We start from the raw sequence: 16,244 nt of genomic DNA, 5'->3' as shown, positions 1-16,244 counted from the left end.
TGGTGCCGACTCTCCCGGCATTCCGTGGCCCGCGAGCGGTATTCCGTCAGCCCCGCCGGCTCCAGTAGAGGCCGGGCCGGATCTGCGCGCTACAGCCGAGGAGCCCCAGCCGGGGATGCTGATTGTCTTGTGCGTCCCACCGGGAGGGGAGCGGCCGGTCGTCCTGGAGGAGGCAGGTGTCGCCCTCTCCGGCGATCATCCAGGCCTTCCGTTTCCACGTACGGTCCGGCCACGGCCGGGAACTCCACCGCTGTCCCTTGTCCGTCGTTTCGCAGCGTGCCAGCCCCGCGCTGTCGGTGGTCCTGGTGAGGCAGTGGCCCGCGTAGCGTTGCGACCGGATCGTGCCGTCCGCCCCGATGTCCCATTTCTGGGCGGGCGAACCGTCGCAGCTCGCGATCCGGACCGAACCGTCCTTGCCGTCCTTACCGGCTCCGTGAGGCACTGTTCCGGCTTCCAGCCCGGGCTCGGAGCACGTGCGGTCCACGGAGCCGTCCTCCTGGCCGGAGTCCGGGTCCAGAGAATCTTGCAGTCTGCCGCGGTGGGCGCCCCGCATCCGACGCGCCGGCCGTCGCGGCGGCACCGAATGGGCGAAGACCCCGCCCCGCTCTGCCGGGGGCCGGCCCCCGGCAGACCGGGCCGGAAAGATCCTCCCCTGGCACTAGGGAGTTTGTTTTGCCTACCCATTACTCTTGTCCCAAGGCCGCGCTGGGTGGCCATGGAGGAGTGAGATGAGGAGCAGCAACCCGGTCTTCTCGCGACGGGGCTTCAGCCGCGACAACGGTTACGCGAACTTCAACGCGGCACCGCAGGCCGGGGCCCCAGTAGCGGGTGCCAACCCGTACGCCACCAACCCCTATGCCCAGCCGGACGCCCAGTACGGCGCCCCGCAGGCGCCGGCGCGTTCCGGTGTGATGACGATCGACGACGTCGTCACCCGTACGGCGCTGACGCTGGGCACGGTCGTGGCCGGTGCCGCTGTCGCCTGGGCCCTGCTCCCGGTCGACGAGGCCAACCTCACCAAGTCGTACGGCATCGCGATCGGCGCCGCGCTGATCGCGTTCGTGCTGTCGCTCGTCCAGTCCTTCAAGCGCACTCCGGTCCCCGCGCTGATCATCGCGTACGCGGCCTTCGAGGGCGTCTTCCTCGGGGTCATCTCCAGCGCGGTCAGCACGTACATCGGACCGGGCGTCGTGATGCAGGCGGTGATGGGCACCATGTGTGTCTTCGCCGGTGTGCTGTTCGCGTACAAGATGCGCTGGATCCGCGTCACCCGTCGGTTCTACGGCTTCGTGATGGCCGCCGCCATGGGCTTCATGCTCCTGATGGTGGTCAACCTGCTGTTCGCCGCCTTCGGCGGCGGTGACGGCCTCGGCTTCCGCAGCGGCGGCCTCGGCATCCTCTTCGGTGTCGTCGGCATCATCCTCGGCGCGTGCTTCCTGGCACTGGACTTCAAGCAGGTCGAGGACGGCGTCGCGTACGGCGCCCCGCGCGAGGAGTCCTGGCTGGCGGCCTTCGGCCTCACCATGACCCTGGTGTGGATCTACCTGGAGATGCTGCGTCTGCTCTCCATCCTCAGCGGCGACGACTAGGCCGCGTTTTTGGGACGTGCTGTCTGTGTTTCGGACGTCCCGTCCGTCTCGCGTGAACGGCCCGCAGGCTCCTTCGACGGAGCCTGCGGGCCGTTTCCCGTTCGCGGGACGGGGTGCTCCCGACGCCGTGTCCGTGGCGTCGGCCCGTTGGCAAGCGTCCCGGAGGGGCGCGTAGGGTCGCGGGGTGCTCGATACGACGCCCCTGATCATCGCCGTGGACCGATTCGCCGACCGGCTGCGCGCCGCCCCGCAGAGCAGGCTGCAGCGGGGAGCGGCGGCCGAAGGGCTGGCCGTGGCCAGGCAATTGACGGTGCGGGCCCAGCGCATCGAGGCGCCCGGACGGGAGCCGAGGACCATGCCGGACGCCGGGATCTTCGCGATCGGTGACCAACTCGCGGTCGCGGGGCGGGATCTGGCCGTGGCACTGGAAATGGCCCCGCCAGCGGAGCTGGACGAGGCCGTGCGGTTCGTCGATGAAGCGGCCGCGCGGGCGTTCGCCTGAGCGGCAGGCGACACGCGGCAGGTGCGGGGCGTGCGGGGTGTTCTGAGCAGCGGCCGACGAGGGCCGCTGTGCCGGGGGAGGCGCCGGACGACCGGTCCGCGGGCTAGAAGCTCGCGATGACGCGGTCGGCCAGTATGTACACGTTGTCCCTGCCGCAGGAGAACGTCAGCGCGTACGCACCGGAGACCCCGGAACCGCCCAGCAGCACCGGGTGCTCACCGGACCGCAGCGACTCGGCCAGCCGCTCGGCCGTCTCCCGGTGGCCGGGGGTCATGCAGAGCGTGGTGCCGTCGGCGAAGACGTAGACGTCCAGGGTGCCGAGCGGCCCCGGTCGCACGTCGGAGAGTTCCGTACGGCTGTCGGCGAGCTCTTCCAGGCGGTTCACTGTACGCTCGTGATCGGTGACAACGGGTGTCTGTACCGGCACGAAGTCGGGGTGCGAGGGGTGGCGGCGACGGGCCGCGGCCAGTTCGGGGGAGTCCTCGGCGAACTCCGCGATCTCGGGGAGTTCCGCGATGTCCGCCAGCTCGGCCAGTTCCGTCAGCTCCTCCAGCGCCTCGGTGGCGTCGAGGTCCATCGCCTCCAGGCCGACGAAGTCCGCCTGGCGCGGCATGAAGAACGGGGCGTCCTCGCCGAGCCCGGCAAGGCCGCCCAGCAGGGACGGGGCGTCGGCGGCGTCGCGCGCTTCCTGCGAGGCCCAGAAGGCCCGCGCCTCGGCGAGCTCGCGCTCGCGCTCCTCGGCCAGCGCCTCGGCGACCGCCGCGCGTATTTCCGCGGCAGGGGTGGCGTCGCTACGGCTCTGAGTGGGGACGGCGGCAGCATGGGCGCGGTCGTCGGCCAGCTCCCTTCGGAGGGCGGATACCTGCTTACGCAGCCCGTGAGCGGCGTGCAGAGCAGCAGCGCCCACGGCCGTGGCAGCGGCGGTGGTCAGCAACAGGGCAAGAGGCATGGCGCTCACTGACATACTCCCGGTTTCAATCGATCCCCCGACTTCCTACATCAGCTTGGCCTGTACCGGCACCATGTGTCAGTGCATTACGTCACGAATTGGACAGGTCTTTGTGCCTGGGGTTTAGCCCTGATGTGGGTGTGACCTGCGGGAATGGCTCTCCCCCAGGAGATAGGTCACATCCTGGGGGAGATTCGGTCACGGTCGGGGCTCGGAACCGGCCACGCCGACCGGTCCGGAAGGCCCGAAAGGCCCGGAAGGGCCCGGCTGGCGGGCCCCGCGGCGGGCCCCGTGACGGCTCCTGTGACGGCTCCCGCCCGGCCGCGCCCGGCCGGTCGCCGTGGTCCTCGGCGAAACCGCGGCGGTGTTCAGCTCAGTCGCTCGATGACCATCGCCATGCCCTGGCCGCCGCCCACGCACATCGTCTCCAGGCCGAACTGCTTGTCGTGGAACTGAAGGCTGTTGATCAGCGTGCCGGTGATGCGCGCGCCGGTCATGCCGAAGGGGTGGCCGACGGCGATGGCGCCGCCGTTGACGTTGACCTTGTCCAGCGGCAGGCCGAGGTCCCGGTAGGACGGGATCACCTGGGCGGCGAAGGCCTCGTTGATCTCGGCCAGGTCGATGTCGTCGATGCTCAGCCCGGCCCGCTTCAGCGCCTGCTTGCTCGCCTCGACCGGTCCGTAGCCCATGATCTCGGGGGAGAGACCGGAGACGCCGGTGGAGACGATCCGGGCCAGCGGGGTCAGGCCCAGCTCGCGCGCCTTGGTGTCGGACATGATCACGAGCGCCGCGGCGCCGTCGTTGAGCGGGCAGCAGTTGCCCGCGGTGACCAGGCCGTCCGGCCGGAAGACCGGCTTCAGGCCCTGCACGCCCTCCAGGGTGACGCCCGCGCGCGGGCCGTCGTCCTTGGCGACCACCGTGCCGTCCGGCGTCGTCACCGGGGTGATCTCGCGCTCCCAGAAGCCGTTCTTGAGGGCTTCCTCGGCGAGGTTCTGCGACCGGACGCCGAACTCGTCCATGTCCTGGCGGCTGACGCCCTTGGTCCGGGCCAGGTTCTCCGCGGTCTGCCCCATCGAGATGTACGCGTCCGGCACGAGGCCGTCCTCGCGCGGGTCGTGCCAGCTCGCACCGGACTCCTCGGCGCGGGCGGCGGTGCGGGCCTCGGCGTCGGCGAACAGCGGGTTGTGGGTGTCCGGCCAGCTGTCGGAGTTGCCCTTGGCGAACCGGGACACCATCTCGACACCGGCCGAGATGAACACGTCGCCCTCGCCGGCCTTGATGGCGTGCAGCGCCATGCGGCTGGTCTGCAGGGAGGAGGAGCAGTAGCGGGTGACCGTACAGCCGGGAAGGTGGTCCATCCCCATCTGCACGGCGATGATGCGGCCCAGGTTGTTGCCCTGCTCGCCGCCGGGGAGACCGCAGCCGAGCATCAGGTCGTCGATGTCCCTGGGGTCCAGCTCGGGGACCTTGGCCAGTGCGGTCCGGATGATCGTGGCGGTCAGGTCGTCCGACCGCAGGTCCTTCAGCGAGCCCTTGAAGGCCCGGCCGATGGGGGAACGGGCAGCAGAGACGATCACGGCTTCGGGCATCACGCGGCTCCATGAGGGCTGGAAGGCTGTCTGGCTGGACTGCTCTGGAAGTTACCCGGACGTACTGCTGAGGTCACCCGACTGTGCGTGTGATGCGGGCCTCTTTTCTAAGCGACCGCTCAGTCAGTCGGCTCGGGCGGTCCGGGACGAGGTACCCGTATCGGTGCCCGGGGGCCGGTCCGCCCGGGTGGAGCCGCCCCGCTCCCCCGGATGCGGATGCGGGTGCGGCTCTGTGGCCGCAGGCAGGCGCCGCCGCCTGCGGTGCTTGAGGAGCGCCCAGGGCGCCCGAGCCGCGGTGACCTCCGTACCGGCCTCCCTGGCCGCCTGGGAGGCCGCCTTGGCCACCGGCAGCATGTCCTCGCGCCGGGCGCCGTCCAGATGATCGGACTCCGGCCACAGCCCCAGCACCGCGCAGACCGTCGGCAGGAGCGCCATCGCGGCCGTCGCGTAGCCCTCCGCCGAGGGGTGGTAGTTGTCCGGGCCGAACAGCTCCCGCGGGTTCGCCTCGAACTCCGGGCCCAGCAGGTCGCCCAGCGACACCGTGCGCCCGCCCTGCTCCACCGAACCGATCGTCTGCGCCGCCGCCAGCTGCCGGCTCACCCGCCGGGCCAGCCACCGCAGCGGCTGGTAGACCGGCTCGATCGTGCCGAGGTCCGGGCAGGTGCCGACCACCACCTCGGCCCCCGCCGTACGCAGCCTGCGCACCGCCGTGGTCAGACAGCGCACCGACTGGGTCGCGGGCATCCGGTGCGTCACGTCGTTCGCCCCGACCATGATCACGCAGATGTCCGGGGCCCCGGACGGATCCGACAGCAGCAGCGACACCTGCCGCTCCAGGTCGTCCGACCGGGCCCCCGGCTGCGCGACGTTGCGCAGATCCACCGGCCGCTCCGAGACGGCCGCGAGACCCGAGGCCACCAGTGCCCCCGGTGTCTGCCCGGCCCGCCGCACGCCCTGCCCGGCCGCCGTGGAATCCCCCAGCATCCCCAGCCGCAGCGGGTCCGCCGGTCCGGCGAACGCCACCCCGTACCGCCCGTCCGCGCTCGGCGGGACCGGTGCGGTGCCGCCGCCCACCAGCCGCTTCGCCAGCTGGACCTCCGCCAGCACGACCCCTACCGCCGCGGCGCCCAGCAGCCCGACGCTGCCGCCGCCGTAGGCCGCGCCCGCCGCGATCCGCCGTGCCACCCTCGCTCTCGACACAGTCCGGTCCACCTCCTCGTCGCCTTACGACCCCGCACACGGCCGCCGGCGTCGCGGCATCCGCGGCGTCCGGCGAATCGCGGGTGAGGTCGTCACCGCCGTACACAGAGCTAACTGCCCCCAAGGGACCGTTGTTCAATCGCTTCGCCCAATCCCGTCCCCGTACGCATACTCTTGCGGCACCATCTCGGAGACCCCGGAGTACACGGTGCAATTCCACGATTCGATGATCAGCCTCGTAGGCAACACCCCGCTGGTGAGGCTGCGCAGTGTGACGGCAGGCATCCAGGCGACGGTCCTGGCCAAGGTCGAGTACTTCAACCCCGGCGGCTCGGTCAAGGACCGGATCGCCCTTCGCATGATCGAGGCCGCCGAACAGAGCGGCGAGCTGCAGCCCGGAGGCACGATCGTCGAGCCGACGAGCGGCAACACGGGCGTCGGCCTGGCGATCGTCGCGCAGCAGAAGGGCTACAAGTGCATCTTCGTCTGCCCGGACAAGGTGTCCACGGACAAGATCAATGTGCTGCGCGCCTACGGGGCCGAGGTCGTCGTCTGCCCGACGGCGGTCGACCCCGATCACCCGGACTCCTACTACAACGTCTCCGACCGGCTGGTCCGTGAGACGCCGGGAGCCTGGAAGCCCGACCAGTACTCCAACCCGAACAACCCGCGCTCCCACTACGAGACCACCGGTCCCGAACTGTGGGAGCAGACGGACGGGAAGATCACCCATTTCGTGGCAGGGGTCGGCACCGGCGGCACGATCAGCGGCACCGGCCGCTACCTGAAGGAGGCCAGCGGCGGCGCGGTCAAGGTCGTCGGCGCGGACCCGGAGGGCTCGGTCTACTCGGGCGGCTCCGGGCGGCCGTATCTGGTCGAGGGCGTCGGCGAGGACTTCTGGCCGACCGCGTACGACCGGACGGTCACCGACGAGATCGTCGCCGTGTCCGACAAGGACTCCTTCCAGATGACCCGCCGGCTCGCCAAGGAGGAGGGCCTGCTGGTCGGCGGCTCCTGCGGGATGGCGGTCGTCGGCGCCCTGGAGGTCGCGAAGCGGCTGGGGCCGGACGACGTGGTCGTCGTCCTCCTGCCGGACAGCGGGCGCGGCTACCTGAGCAAGATCTTCAACGACGAGTGGATGGCGGACTACGGCTTCCTGGAGGACACCGGTCCCTCCGCACGCGTCGCGGCCGTCCTCGACTACAAGGAGGGTCCGATCCCGACCCTCGTCCACATGCACCCGGAGGAGACCGTCGGCGAGGCGATCGAGGTCCTGCGCGAGTACGGCGTCTCGCAGATGCCGATCGTGAAGCCGGGCGCCGGCCACCCGGACGTGATGGCCGCCGAGGTCATCGGCTCGGTCGTCGAGCGGGAGCTGCTGAACGCGCTCTTCGCCGAGCACGCCTCGCTCTCCGACCCGCTGGAGAAGCACATGTCGCCGCCGCTGCCGCAGGTCGGCTCCGGCGAACCGGTCGAGGACCTGATGGCGGTGCTCGGCGGTACGGGCGCGGCGGACGCGGCGATCGTGCTGGTGGAGGGCAAGCCGAAGGGCGTGGTCAGCAGGCAGGACCTGCTGGCGTTCCTCGCCAGGGACGCGGCGGCCCCCGGCACCAAGCCGTAGCGCGGGCCCGGCGTACGGGCTTCGTGAAAACGGTACGAGCGCGACACGTACCCGCAGCACCGGCTTAACACGGCTCGGGCAGATTGGTGGGTGTCGGCGGGGAGACCCGCCGGCACCGTACGGCGACACGGACTACGGAGCGGCTCCCGGACCTCCACTGTCGCCCGGATGCGAGACCGGCCCTGACCCGGACCGCGTCCCTCGCGGGGACCGCCGTCGTCCCGCCCCCCGGGAAACCGGGGGTGCGGCGGTCCCCGCGACACATCTGCGCGCGGGGTTCCCGCGCGCCCACCGCTCTCAGCCGGCCGCTGCGCCCACCGCTCTCAGCCGGCCGGTGGGGTCGCCCGGTTCCGGCGGCCACTCATTCCTCCCAGTCGGACTTCTGCGTCTGCCGCTCGTCGTCCCGGCGCCGGAAGAGCCGCCCGCCGCGGGCGGCCTGGAAGGCGTTGACACCGACGATCCCGAGCCAGGCCACGACCAGCCCCTGGATGCCCGCGTTGGCGACGCCGATGGCCGACAGCGGGATGGCCAGGACCAGCGAGACGATCGCGAATCCGTACCGCTCACCGAAATGCCCCGCGGGAGGCCGCGGCGGACGGGCCCCCCTGGCGACGACGATCTGCTGCTCCGCGAGATGACGCCTGACCCGCCGGTCCAGCGTGCCGTCGAGCCGCTGCTCGACCTTTTCGAGAAATGACTCGACGAGCGCGGACTCGTACTCGGCCCCCAGCTCACTGCGGGCTTGAAGGGTGGCGTTGAGCTCCTTCTTGAGCTCGGTGTCGGGTGCGTCCATATCCCTACGGTACGAAGCCGCGGTGGCCGGGTCAGTGGGGCTAACCCCCGTGTTTGTGCCGGAGCGCGCCCCCGGCGGCGCCGGCGCCGGCTCCTCCCTCGCGGGGCGTCTGCATATGGACATGCAGACGCCTTGCTGGCTGAATGGATTCGTCGGTGCCGGACGGCGGCGCGACGGACCTACCGAGGGGACAGGATGAGCGGGAGCAGCCCGGCCGCGAGGTTGCAGCAGCTGTTCGAGGGGCGCAGGCTCACGCCCACCCAGCGGCGCATCGCGCACTCGATGGTGCGCAGGGCGGGCGACGCCCCGTTCCTGTCCAGCGTCGAGCTGGCCGAACTGGCCGGGGTGAGCCAGCCCTCCGTCACCCGGTTCGCCGTGGCGCTCGGCTTCGACGGCTACCCCGCGCTGCGCAGACATCTGCGCGAGGTCTCCCCGGCCGGGCCCGTCGCGGGCGCCGGGGAGGACACGTGCAACGAGTACCAGCAGGCGGTGCTCGCCGAGATCGAGAACCTGCGCCACCTCGCCGAACTGCTCGCCGACCCGGGCCCGGTCGAGCGGGCCGGGCGGCTGCTCGCCGCCTCGCGCCCACTGCCCGTGCTCGGGCTGCGCGCCGCCTCCTCGCAGGCCCGGGGCTTCGGGTACTTCGCCGCCAAGGTCCACCCCGACGTCCGGGTCCTCGACGAGGGCGGCAGCATGCTGCACGACCGGATCGACGCCGCCCGGCGGGCCGGGGCCAGCGCGCTGATCTGCTTCGCGCTGCCGCGCCATCCCCGGGAGGTCGTGGACGCCCTCGCGTACGCGCGGGAACAGGGACTGACCGTGGTGTCGGTCGCGGACTCCGCCTTCGCCCCGGTGGCCGGTCACAGCGATCTGCTGATCCCGGCGGCCGTCGGGACCGGGCTCGCCTTCGACACGGCGTGTGCGCCGATGCTGCTCGGACGGGTGCTGCTGGAGTCCATGTGCGACGCCCTGCCGGACGCGCAGGCGCGGCTGGAGGAGTTCGACGCGCGGGCGGCGGCGCGCGGCCTGTTCGTCGAGTGAACCGCGCGGCATCAAGGAACCACGCGGCATCGAGTGAACCGCGCGGCGCCGCTTCTCAGACTTCGCTCATGTACGGCCCCTGATCTGCGCCCACGGAACGAGCACAGGGCCCGTCGGCCAGGGGTAAACAACTGTTCCTATTTCTTCAGTGGATCTGCGGTGTTCTCTGTGAATGCCTTGGCGTTGTGAAGCTTTCGGAGTGGGCGGCGCGTAATGGTGTGCATTACCGGACTGCGTGGGCGAGGGAGGGCCGGATGCCGGTCCCGGTCGTTCAGACGCCGTCGGGTACGTGGTTGGTGACGGAGCCCGTGGTGGAGTCGGCGGGCCGGGTGGTGGTGTATTGCCGTGTGTCGTCGGGTGATCAGAAGGCGGATCTGGAGCGGCAGGTGGCGCGGACGGTTCAGGGCGCGACTGCCCGGGGCTTCGCGGTGTCCGAGGTGGTGACGGAGGCCGGGTCCGGCTTGAACGGGTGCCGCCGTAAGCTGCACGGGCTTCTGGCCGATCCGGGGGTGGGGACGGTCGTGGTCGAGCATCGTGAGCGTCTTGCCCGGTTCGGCGTCGAGTACCTCGAAGCGGCTTTTTCGGCCTCGGGGCGGCGTCTGCTGGTACTTGACCCGGCCGAGACCGCCGATGACCTGGTGCGGGACGTCGCCGAGGTCCTCACCTCGATGTGCGCCCGCCTGTACGGCCGGCGCTCGGCGAAGAACCGGGCCGCCCGGGCTGTCGCGGCCGCCACCGCCCCGCAAGACGTGGCCGGAGACCTGGACCCCGCCATGGTGGGGTTGAAGCCCCGTGGAGCCGACCGCAAGACCCGCACCACCCGCCCGCGCCACCTGGCCGGGACGGGGCGGGCAGGTGGCACAATCCCCAGCCCCAGGGTGGGCGGGACAGAAACGGGAGACCGTCAACAGGACACCAGAACGCAACTCGCACTCTGGTGACACCGTCACGGACCATTCCGGCAGAAACGCCGGAATTGCTGAGATCTACTGATGATTAAAGCAACGGTACGGACGTGGGGCGCGGAGCGCAGTCGTTGGCCAGGGTGGCCGTGATCGTACGGGCCGGCGCGGCACCGATGTGGTGGCCGGGGCTGCTCGCCGCGGCCATCGGGGCACTGGTGCCGGGGCTCACCGGCCGGCGCGTCGGACTGCTGGCCGGGGCCGCGCTGTTCCTGGTCACGATGGCCGTCGTGGCGCTGTCGCGCGGCAAGCGGTACGACCGACTCGCCCGGGGTGCCACCCGGGCCGGCCGCGCCGACTTCCTCCAGGACCGGGCCGTGACCGTGCGCAACTGGCGCCGTGGGCACCGCTGGTGGCTGCTCGGGGCGTTCCTGGCGACTGTCGCGAGCGCGTTCGTGGTGCCCGGGGCGGGCGGGCTGCTGCTCGCGGGGGCCGGGGCCGGGCTCTGGGCCAAGGCCGTCCGGATCGGGCAGCGGGAGCGCCGGGACGACGTCCTGTACTGGGTCCGTGCGGACTGGGTGGAGCGCGGCCGGCCCACCGGCAAGCCGGTCAAGGCGTACCGGACGACGGGGCCGGTGGCCGGGGACGCCGCACCCGGTGGGGCGCGGCGCTCCCGCTGACCGGCCGGTCAGACCTCCAGTTCCGCCTCGATCCTCTTGAGCTGGTGACGGGCCATGGCCAGGTTGGAGCGGCCCGAGTCCAGCACCAGGTAGAGGAACAGGCCGTTGTTGCCACGGGACTTGAGCAGCCGGATCAGGTGGTACTGGGTGCCCAGGGTGATCAGGATGTCCTCGATCTCGTCCTGGATGCCCAGGTGCTCCATGGTGCGGAGCTTGGCGCGCACGACGTCGGTGTTGCCGGCCGCCGCGACCTCCAGGTTGAATTCCTTGCCGCCGCCGAGGGTGCCCAGCGCCATGCCGCTCGTGTAGTCGACGAGGGCGACACCGACGGTGCCCTCGATGGACGTCATCGCTTCCTTCAGTGACGCTTCGGTGTTCGCCATGAGTGCTCGTTTCCTTTCCCTGACCGGCCGTGATGACCGGTTCCGTTTCCTGGGTGCGAGAGCTGGGGGGCGGGTCATGTCGTGCGGTGGGGCAGGGTGCCCGGCTGTTGCGGGGTGCGTGGCAGCGGCGGGCGTGCGCCGGGCGCGGGCTGCGGGGTGCGTTCCAGTGCGGCGTCGACGAGCTGACCGATCCTGGTGCCGGCCCGGCGGCCCTCCAGATGGAGCCTGCCGACGTTGATCCGGTCCTCGGCCAGCAGGGTCAGTACGGCCGACGACCCCGCGGCGTACGCCGCGATGTACCCCGTCCCGCCCCGTACGAGGAGTTCACGGAAGCCGCCCCGGCCGGTCGCCTCCGTCATCCGGATCGAGACCCCCAGCGCGGCCGCGGTCAGTGCGGCGACTCCTTCGGCCTCCACCCCCGGGGTGTCGTGGGCGAGGACGAGTCCGTCGGTGCTGGCCGCCAGGGCGCCGGCGAGGAGCGGCACCCGCGCCCGCAGCCGCTGGAGTTCGGCCAGGACATCCTGCACTTCGGCCTCGGGCACCATCAGCTGTCTCCTCCCGGCACGCTGTCTGAGCGCGCGTATCACAAGGCCTCCAATGCGTCTCGGAGCCGGCGCAACAGGGCGACGTCGGGGTCGGCCGTGACCTCGGGCAGCTCGATCCGGGCGGCCGGTCCCGTCGGCAGGCGGACCGCTTCCACCAGCCCGGAGGCGGCCAGCCGCCGTAGGTCCACCAGGGTGTGGAACGCCGATCTGCCCAGCTCCTGGGCGATGTCCGTCGCGGTGCACACCCCGTCCACGCGCTCCAGTACGCGGCGCTGGCGCGGTGGTACAGGGGAGTCGACCGGGCGGCCGGTCCGTACGAGCGGGGCGCTGTCGCCCGCCGCCTCGGGCCAGATCCGGTCCAGCAGCTCCCGGCGCCGGAGCGTCTCGCGCTGCACGGCGTCCACCGGCACGGGGCGGACCGGGCCGATCCAGTGGGCGACCCCGTAACGGAAGCGGGCCGGGGTCCGGGTCGGGGCGAGGGCGAAGAACGCCGCGTCGTACAACGCCCCCAGGTGGCACAGCTCCAGCGCGCCGCCCGCCACCCGGCCGCTGTCCACGAGGTAGCGGCCGACCCGCTGCCCGGAACCCGCCTGGGCGACCGCGTCCCACCAGCCGTCGCGGTGCAGGGCGCCGCCCCGGGTGAGCAGGACGTCGATACCGGGCGTGGCCGGGCTCTCGGCGTGCACCACCTTGCCGTCGGCGAGGTAGAGGGTGCCCCGGTCGCGCATCAGGGCGCCGGTGGCCCGTTCGGCGGCGAGGCGCTGGAGCATGGGCGAGAGCGCGGCGGCGGGGGCGGGCGCGGGGGTGGTCGTTCTCATGCCAGGACCAGCCGCGCGGCCGTCTCGCCCAGCCGTATCCGGGCCAGGGCCAGATTGCCCTCCGCGCGGTCCAGCCACAGGTGGAGGAAGACGCTGCTGTCGAAGTCCGTCTCGATGAACCGGAGGATGTGGTACCCGGCCCGGGTGGTGACGATGACGTCCTCGACGGGGGGCCCCGTCCCCGTGACGCCGTTGCCGACGGCGGTCGGCGGCTGCGGTAACTCCAGGGCGAAGGCGGGCTGCTCGGCCGCCATCCGTGCCACCTCGGCCGTCTCGGCGGCGGTGGCCTCGTGGTCGCCGTTGGGCGAGTCACCGATGGTGCCGAGAGCGAGACCGCTCGTCCAGTCGACCACGGCGGCACCACGGGCACCGGGCAGTCTCATGACGTCGAGCAGGCACTCGTCGATTCCGGGCACGCGGACTCCCCTCCGACGCTGTGTGCGGCTGTGACCCAGAGGTTACGCAACGTGCTCACGCCTGGTGGAGGTTCTGGCATTTTCCACAGGTACATGCGGCCGGCGGTGGAAAATGCCCGCCACGCACCGGAATGAGGCCGTCCGCACATCGGAAGGACGCCGTCCGGGCGTCGTCCGGGACCGGGTCGCGCCACCCTGTTGACTGGACGTATTCAGCCGATCAAGATGTGAATAGAAAATTCACAGTCGCGAGGAGGCATTGCCATGTCAGGACCCCGCCCCGTACGGGCACCGCGCGGTACCGAGCTGAGCGCCCTGGGATGGCAGCAGGAAGCCGCGCTGCGGATGCTGCAGAACAACCTGGACCCCGAGGTCGCCGAGCACCCCGACAAGCTCGTCGTCTACGGCGGCACCGGCAAGGCGGCCCGCGACTGGCGCTCGTTCGACGCGATGGTGCGCACGCTCCGGACGCTCAAGCAGGACGAGACGATGCTCGTCCAGTCCGGGCGTCCGGTCGGCGTCATGCAGACGCACGAGTGGGCCCCGCGGGTCCTGATCGCCAACTCCAACCTCGTCGGGGACTGGGCGAACTGGGAGGAGTTCCGCCGCCTGGAGGCGCTCGGGCTCACCATGTACGGCCAGATGACCGCCGGATCGTGGATCTACATCGGCACCCAGGGCATCCTCCAGGGCACGTACGAGACGTTCGCCGCCGTCGCCGCGAAGCTGCATTCAATCGGCAAAGGGGTCGGCGGCACGCTGGCCGGGACGATCACGCTGACCGCCGGGCTCGGTGGCATGGGCGGCGCCCAGCCCCTCGCCGTGACGATGAACGACGGCGTCGCGATCTGTATCGACTGCGACCCGCGGGCCATCGAGCGCCGCATCGAGCACCGCTTCCTGGACGTGCGGGCCGACTCCCTGGAGCACGCGCTCCAGCTCGCGGTCGAGGCACGGGACGCCCGCAGGCCGCTCTCCATCGGGCTGCTCGGCAACGCCGCGGAGCTGCTGCCCCGGATGCTCGCCGAGGGCGCCCCGGTCGACATCGTGACCGACCAGACCAGCGCGCACGACCCGCTCGCCTATCTGCCGCTGGGGGTCGACTTCGACGACATGGCCGACTACGCCACCGAGAAGCCCGCCGACTTCACCCTGCGTGCCCGTGAGTCGATGGCGAAGCACGTCGAGGCGATGGTCGGCTTCATGGACGCGGGCGCCGAGGTCTTCGACTACGGCAACTCCATCCGCGGCGAGGCGCAGCTCGCGGGCTACGGGCGGGCCTTCGACTTCCCGGGCTTCGTGCCCGCGTACATCCGGCCGCTCTTCTGCGAGGGCAAGGGCCCCTTCCGCTGGGCGGCCCTGTCCGGCGAGGCGTCCGACATCCACAAGACCGACAGGGCGATGCTCGAACTCTTCCCGGAGAACGAGTCGCTGCACCGCTGGATCAAGATGGCCGGCGAGCGTGTCCAGTTCCAGGGGCTGCCCGCCCGTATCTGCTGGCTCGGCTACGGCGAGCGGGACCGGGCCGGCGAGCGGTTCAACGACATGGTGGCGAGCGGTGAGCTGGCCGCGCCGCTGGCCATCGGGCGCGACCACCTGGACTGCGGCTCCGTGGCCTCCCCCTACCGGGAGACCGAGGCCATGCTCGACGGGTCCGACGCCATCGCCGACTGGCCGCTGCTGAACGCGATGGTCAACGTGGCGTCGGGGGCGTCCTGGGTCTCCATCCACCACGGCGGCGGCGTGGGCATGGGCCGCTCCATCCACGCGGGCCAGGTGACGGTGGCCGACGGGACGAAGCTGGCCGGCGAGAAGATCCGCCGGGTGCTGACCAATGACCCCGGCATGGGTGTCATCCGGCACGTGGACGCCGGGTACGACATCGCGGAGTCGGTTGCCTCGGACAAGGGCGTGCGGGTGCCGATGCGGGAGGGCGAGGCGTGACGGCGCCGCGCGGACCCCGGCCGACCCTGTCCTTCCGGGACATGTGGCGGGAGCTCGCTCCCATCGGACGGCACCCGGACAGCGGCGGCTACCGCCGTTACGCCTGGACCTCCGCCGACACCGACTGCCGTACCTGGTTCCGGGCGCAGGCCGAGGCGCGCGGGCTGGCCCTTGAGACCGACCGCAACGGCAACCAGTGGGCCTGGCTCGGCGACCCCCTGGCCGGGGACGCCGTCGTCACCGGGTCGCACCTCGACTCGGTGCCGGACGGCGGCGCCTTCGACGGGCCGCTCGGTGTCGTCTCCTCCTTCGCCGCGCTCGATGAACTCCGCGGCAGGGGAGTGGAGTTCACCCGGCCGCTGGCGATCACCAACTTCGGTGACGAGGAAGGCGCCCGCTTCGGCCTCGCCTGCGTCGGCTCCCGGCTCGCCGCCGGGCAGCTGACCGTCGAGGCCGCGCACCGGCTGCGGGACGGGGACGGTGTCCCGCTCCCGCGGGCCATGGAGGCGGCCGGGTACGACCCCGACGCCATCGGGCCGGACCCCGAACGGCTCGCCCGGATCGGCGCGTTCGTCGAGCTCCACGTCGAACAGGGCCGCGCCCTCGACCTGACCGGCGACCCCGTCGGCATCGCCTCCGCGATCTGGCCGCACGGACGCTGGCGGTTCGACTTCCGGGGCGAGGCCAACCACGCGGGCACCACCCGGCTCGCCGACCGGCGCGACCCGATGCTCACGTACGCCGAGACGGTGCTGGCCGCCCGCCGGGAGGCGGAGCCGGCCGGCGCCCTCGCCACCTTCGGCAAGATCGCCGTCGAGCCGAACGGCGTCAACGCCATCCCCTCCCTCGTGCGCGGCTGGCTCGACTCCCGGGCCGCCGACCAGGACACCCTGGACACCGTCGTCGCCGGGATCGAGCGGGCCGCCCGGGAACACGCCGAACGGGCCGGTATCGATCTCGACGTCGTACGGGAGTCCTTCACGCCCGTGGTGGAGTTCCAGCACGCCCTGCGCGACGAGCTGGGAACGATCCTGAAGGGTGCCGCCACCCGTGGGGACGGCCGCGCCGTCCCCGTACTCGGCACCGGAGCGGGACACGATGCGGGTATTTTGTCCGCTTCGGTCCCTACCGCCATGCTGTTCGTCCGGAACCCCACCGGGATCTCGCACTCGCCGGCCGAGCACGCCGCCGAGGACGACTGCGTGGCCGGGGTGATCGCACTCGCCGACGTACTGGAAGGTCTCGCGTGCCGATGACAACGGAGCCGACGAA

General features: G+C 71.7%; 16 protein-coding genes and 1 pseudogene. 8 read left to right on the top strand and 9 right to left on the bottom strand.

Translation table 11 applies throughout. From position 1 onward, the window contains the following. Positions 1–46 precede the first annotated feature (46 nt). Entirely contained in the window at positions 47–484 is a 438-nt protein-coding gene (locus AB0I52_RS27885; RefSeq protein WP_363077133.1) for an RICIN domain-containing protein, read from the bottom strand. A gap of 244 nt (positions 485–728) precedes the next feature. On the opposite strand from AB0I52_RS27885, the gene AB0I52_RS27880 reads away from it, so the two are divergent. Further along, positions 729–1,589, top strand: coding sequence for a Bax inhibitor-1/YccA family protein (locus AB0I52_RS27880; protein WP_363077131.1), 861 nt, complete (start codon positions 729–731; stop codon positions 1,587–1,589). A gap of 184 nt (positions 1,590–1,773) precedes the next feature. After that, positions 1,774–2,091: a hypothetical protein gene (locus tag AB0I52_RS27875; RefSeq protein WP_363077129.1), complete on the top strand. Its 318-nt coding sequence runs from the start codon at positions 1,774–1,776 to the stop codon at positions 2,089–2,091. A 103-nt stretch (positions 2,092–2,194) separates the two neighbouring features. On the opposite strand, the gene AB0I52_RS27870 is transcribed toward AB0I52_RS27875, so the two are convergent. From AB0I52_RS27870 to AB0I52_RS27860, 3 genes are all read right to left on the bottom strand, one after another. Next, positions 2,195–3,055: a hypothetical protein gene (locus tag AB0I52_RS27870; protein WP_363077127.1), complete on the bottom strand. Its 861-nt coding sequence runs from the start codon at positions 3,053–3,055 to the stop codon at positions 2,195–2,197. 353 nt (positions 3,056–3,408) lie between these two features. Then, entirely contained in the window at positions 3,409–4,629 is a 1,221-nt protein-coding gene (locus AB0I52_RS27865; protein ID WP_363077125.1) for an acetyl-CoA C-acetyltransferase, read from the bottom strand. A gap of 123 nt (positions 4,630–4,752) precedes the next feature. Continuing rightward, complete coding sequence (locus tag AB0I52_RS27860) at positions 4,753–5,814, bottom strand: SGNH/GDSL hydrolase family protein (RefSeq protein WP_363077183.1); 1,062 nt, start codon at positions 5,812–5,814, stop codon at positions 4,753–4,755. Positions 5,815–6,037: 223 nt separating this feature from the next. Between AB0I52_RS27860 and AB0I52_RS27855 the strand changes: the two genes are divergently transcribed. Beyond that, on the top strand, positions 6,038–7,450 hold the full coding sequence (locus AB0I52_RS27855; RefSeq protein ID WP_363077123.1) for a cystathionine beta-synthase: 1,413 nt from the start codon (positions 6,038–6,040) through the stop codon (positions 7,448–7,450). 361 nt (positions 7,451–7,811) lie between these two features. Here the strand turns inward: AB0I52_RS27855 and AB0I52_RS27850 are convergent, their stop codons facing one another. Beyond that, on the bottom strand, positions 7,812–8,243 hold the full coding sequence (locus tag AB0I52_RS27850; protein WP_363077121.1) for a hypothetical protein: 432 nt from the start codon (positions 8,241–8,243) through the stop codon (positions 7,812–7,814). A 195-nt stretch (positions 8,244–8,438) separates the two neighbouring features. Between AB0I52_RS27850 and AB0I52_RS27845 the strand changes: the two genes are divergently transcribed. The 3 genes and pseudogenes from AB0I52_RS27845 to AB0I52_RS27835 all read left to right on the top strand — a co-directional run bounded on the left by AB0I52_RS27845 (position 8,439) and on the right by AB0I52_RS27835 (position 10,866). Then, positions 8,439–9,284 carry a MurR/RpiR family transcriptional regulator gene (locus AB0I52_RS27845; RefSeq protein WP_363077119.1) on the top strand — a complete coding sequence of 282 codons (846 nt, stop codon included), beginning with the start codon at positions 8,439–8,441 and terminating at the stop codon, positions 9,282–9,284. A 185-nt stretch (positions 9,285–9,469) separates the two neighbouring features. Next, positions 9,470–10,015, top strand: a pseudogene (locus tag AB0I52_RS27840) (IS607 family transposase); the annotation flags it as partial. A gap of 314 nt (positions 10,016–10,329) precedes the next feature. Then, positions 10,330–10,866: a hypothetical protein gene (locus AB0I52_RS27835; protein WP_363077181.1), complete on the top strand. Its 537-nt coding sequence runs from the start codon at positions 10,330–10,332 to the stop codon at positions 10,864–10,866. A gap of 8 nt (positions 10,867–10,874) precedes the next feature. On the opposite strand, the gene AB0I52_RS27830 is transcribed toward AB0I52_RS27835, so the two are convergent. The 4 genes from AB0I52_RS27830 to AB0I52_RS27815 all read right to left on the bottom strand — a co-directional run bounded on the left by AB0I52_RS27830 (position 10,875) and on the right by AB0I52_RS27815 (position 13,028). Further along, positions 10,875–11,249, bottom strand: coding sequence for a hypothetical protein (locus tag AB0I52_RS27830; protein WP_363077117.1), 375 nt, complete (start codon positions 11,247–11,249; stop codon positions 10,875–10,877). 74 nt (positions 11,250–11,323) lie between these two features. Beyond that, positions 11,324–11,794: a roadblock/LC7 domain-containing protein gene (locus tag AB0I52_RS27825; protein ID WP_363077115.1), complete on the bottom strand. Its 471-nt coding sequence runs from the start codon at positions 11,792–11,794 to the stop codon at positions 11,324–11,326. 38 nt (positions 11,795–11,832) lie between these two features. Then, positions 11,833–12,612 (bottom strand): transcriptional regulator, encoded by a 780-nt coding sequence (locus tag AB0I52_RS27820; RefSeq protein ID WP_363077113.1) that lies wholly within the window; start codon positions 12,610–12,612, stop codon positions 11,833–11,835. Next, the gene (locus AB0I52_RS27815; RefSeq protein ID WP_363077111.1) at positions 12,609–13,028 is read right to left on the bottom strand and encodes a hypothetical protein; all 420 of its coding nucleotides are present in this window, start codon (positions 13,026–13,028) and stop codon (positions 12,609–12,611) included. Before AB0I52_RS27815 ends, AB0I52_RS27820 begins: the two co-directional genes overlap by 4 nt. 264 nt (positions 13,029–13,292) lie before the next feature. Between AB0I52_RS27815 and hutU the strand changes: the two genes are divergently transcribed. Further along, a complete protein-coding gene (gene hutU, locus AB0I52_RS27810; RefSeq protein ID WP_363077109.1) occupies positions 13,293–14,972 on the top strand; it encodes a urocanate hydratase in 1,680 nt (559 codons plus the stop codon). A gap of 41 nt (positions 14,973–15,013) precedes the next feature. Next, on the top strand, positions 15,014–16,228 hold the full coding sequence (locus AB0I52_RS27805) for an allantoate amidohydrolase (protein WP_363077179.1): 1,215 nt from the start codon (positions 15,014–15,016) through the stop codon (positions 16,226–16,228). Positions 16,229–16,244: the final 16 nt, after the last annotated feature.

Source organism: Streptomyces sp. NPDC050423 (assembly GCF_040655445.1).
Taxonomy (GTDB): domain Bacteria; phylum Actinomycetota; class Actinomycetes; order Streptomycetales; family Streptomycetaceae; genus Streptomyces.
This window is presented reverse-complemented; position numbering and strand designations above follow the sequence as displayed.

What these genes read in the sequence shown, in the direction of transcription:
- AB0I52_RS27825 (WP_363077115.1), bottom strand. Translation starts at nt 11,794, where the DNA reads ATGGTGCCCGAGGCCGAAGTGCAGGATGTCCTGGCCGAACTCCAGCGG.
- AB0I52_RS27805 (WP_363077179.1), top strand. Translation starts at nt 15,014, where the DNA reads ATGTGGCGGGAGCTCGCTCCCATCGGACGGCACCCGGACAGCGGCGGC.
- hutU (WP_363077109.1), top strand. Translation starts at nt 13,293, where the DNA reads ATGTCAGGACCCCGCCCCGTACGGGCACCGCGCGGTACCGAGCTGAGC.
- AB0I52_RS27845 (WP_363077119.1), top strand. Translation starts at nt 8,439, where the DNA reads ATGAGCGGGAGCAGCCCGGCCGCGAGGTTGCAGCAGCTGTTCGAGGGG.
- AB0I52_RS27865 (WP_363077125.1), bottom strand. Translation starts at nt 4,629, where the DNA reads ATGCCCGAAGCCGTGATCGTCTCTGCTGCCCGTTCCCCCATCGGCCGG.
- AB0I52_RS27830 (WP_363077117.1), bottom strand. Translation starts at nt 11,249, where the DNA reads ATGGCGAACACCGAAGCGTCACTGAAGGAAGCGATGACGTCCATCGAG.
- AB0I52_RS27870 (WP_363077127.1), bottom strand. Translation starts at nt 3,055, where the DNA reads ATGTCAGTGAGCGCCATGCCTCTTGCCCTGTTGCTGACCACCGCCGCT.
- AB0I52_RS27880 (WP_363077131.1), top strand. Translation starts at nt 729, where the DNA reads ATGAGGAGCAGCAACCCGGTCTTCTCGCGACGGGGCTTCAGCCGCGAC.
- AB0I52_RS27850 (WP_363077121.1), bottom strand. Translation starts at nt 8,243, where the DNA reads ATGGACGCACCCGACACCGAGCTCAAGAAGGAGCTCAACGCCACCCTT.
- AB0I52_RS27820 (WP_363077113.1), bottom strand. Translation starts at nt 12,612, where the DNA reads ATGAGAACGACCACCCCCGCGCCCGCCCCCGCCGCCGCGCTCTCGCCC.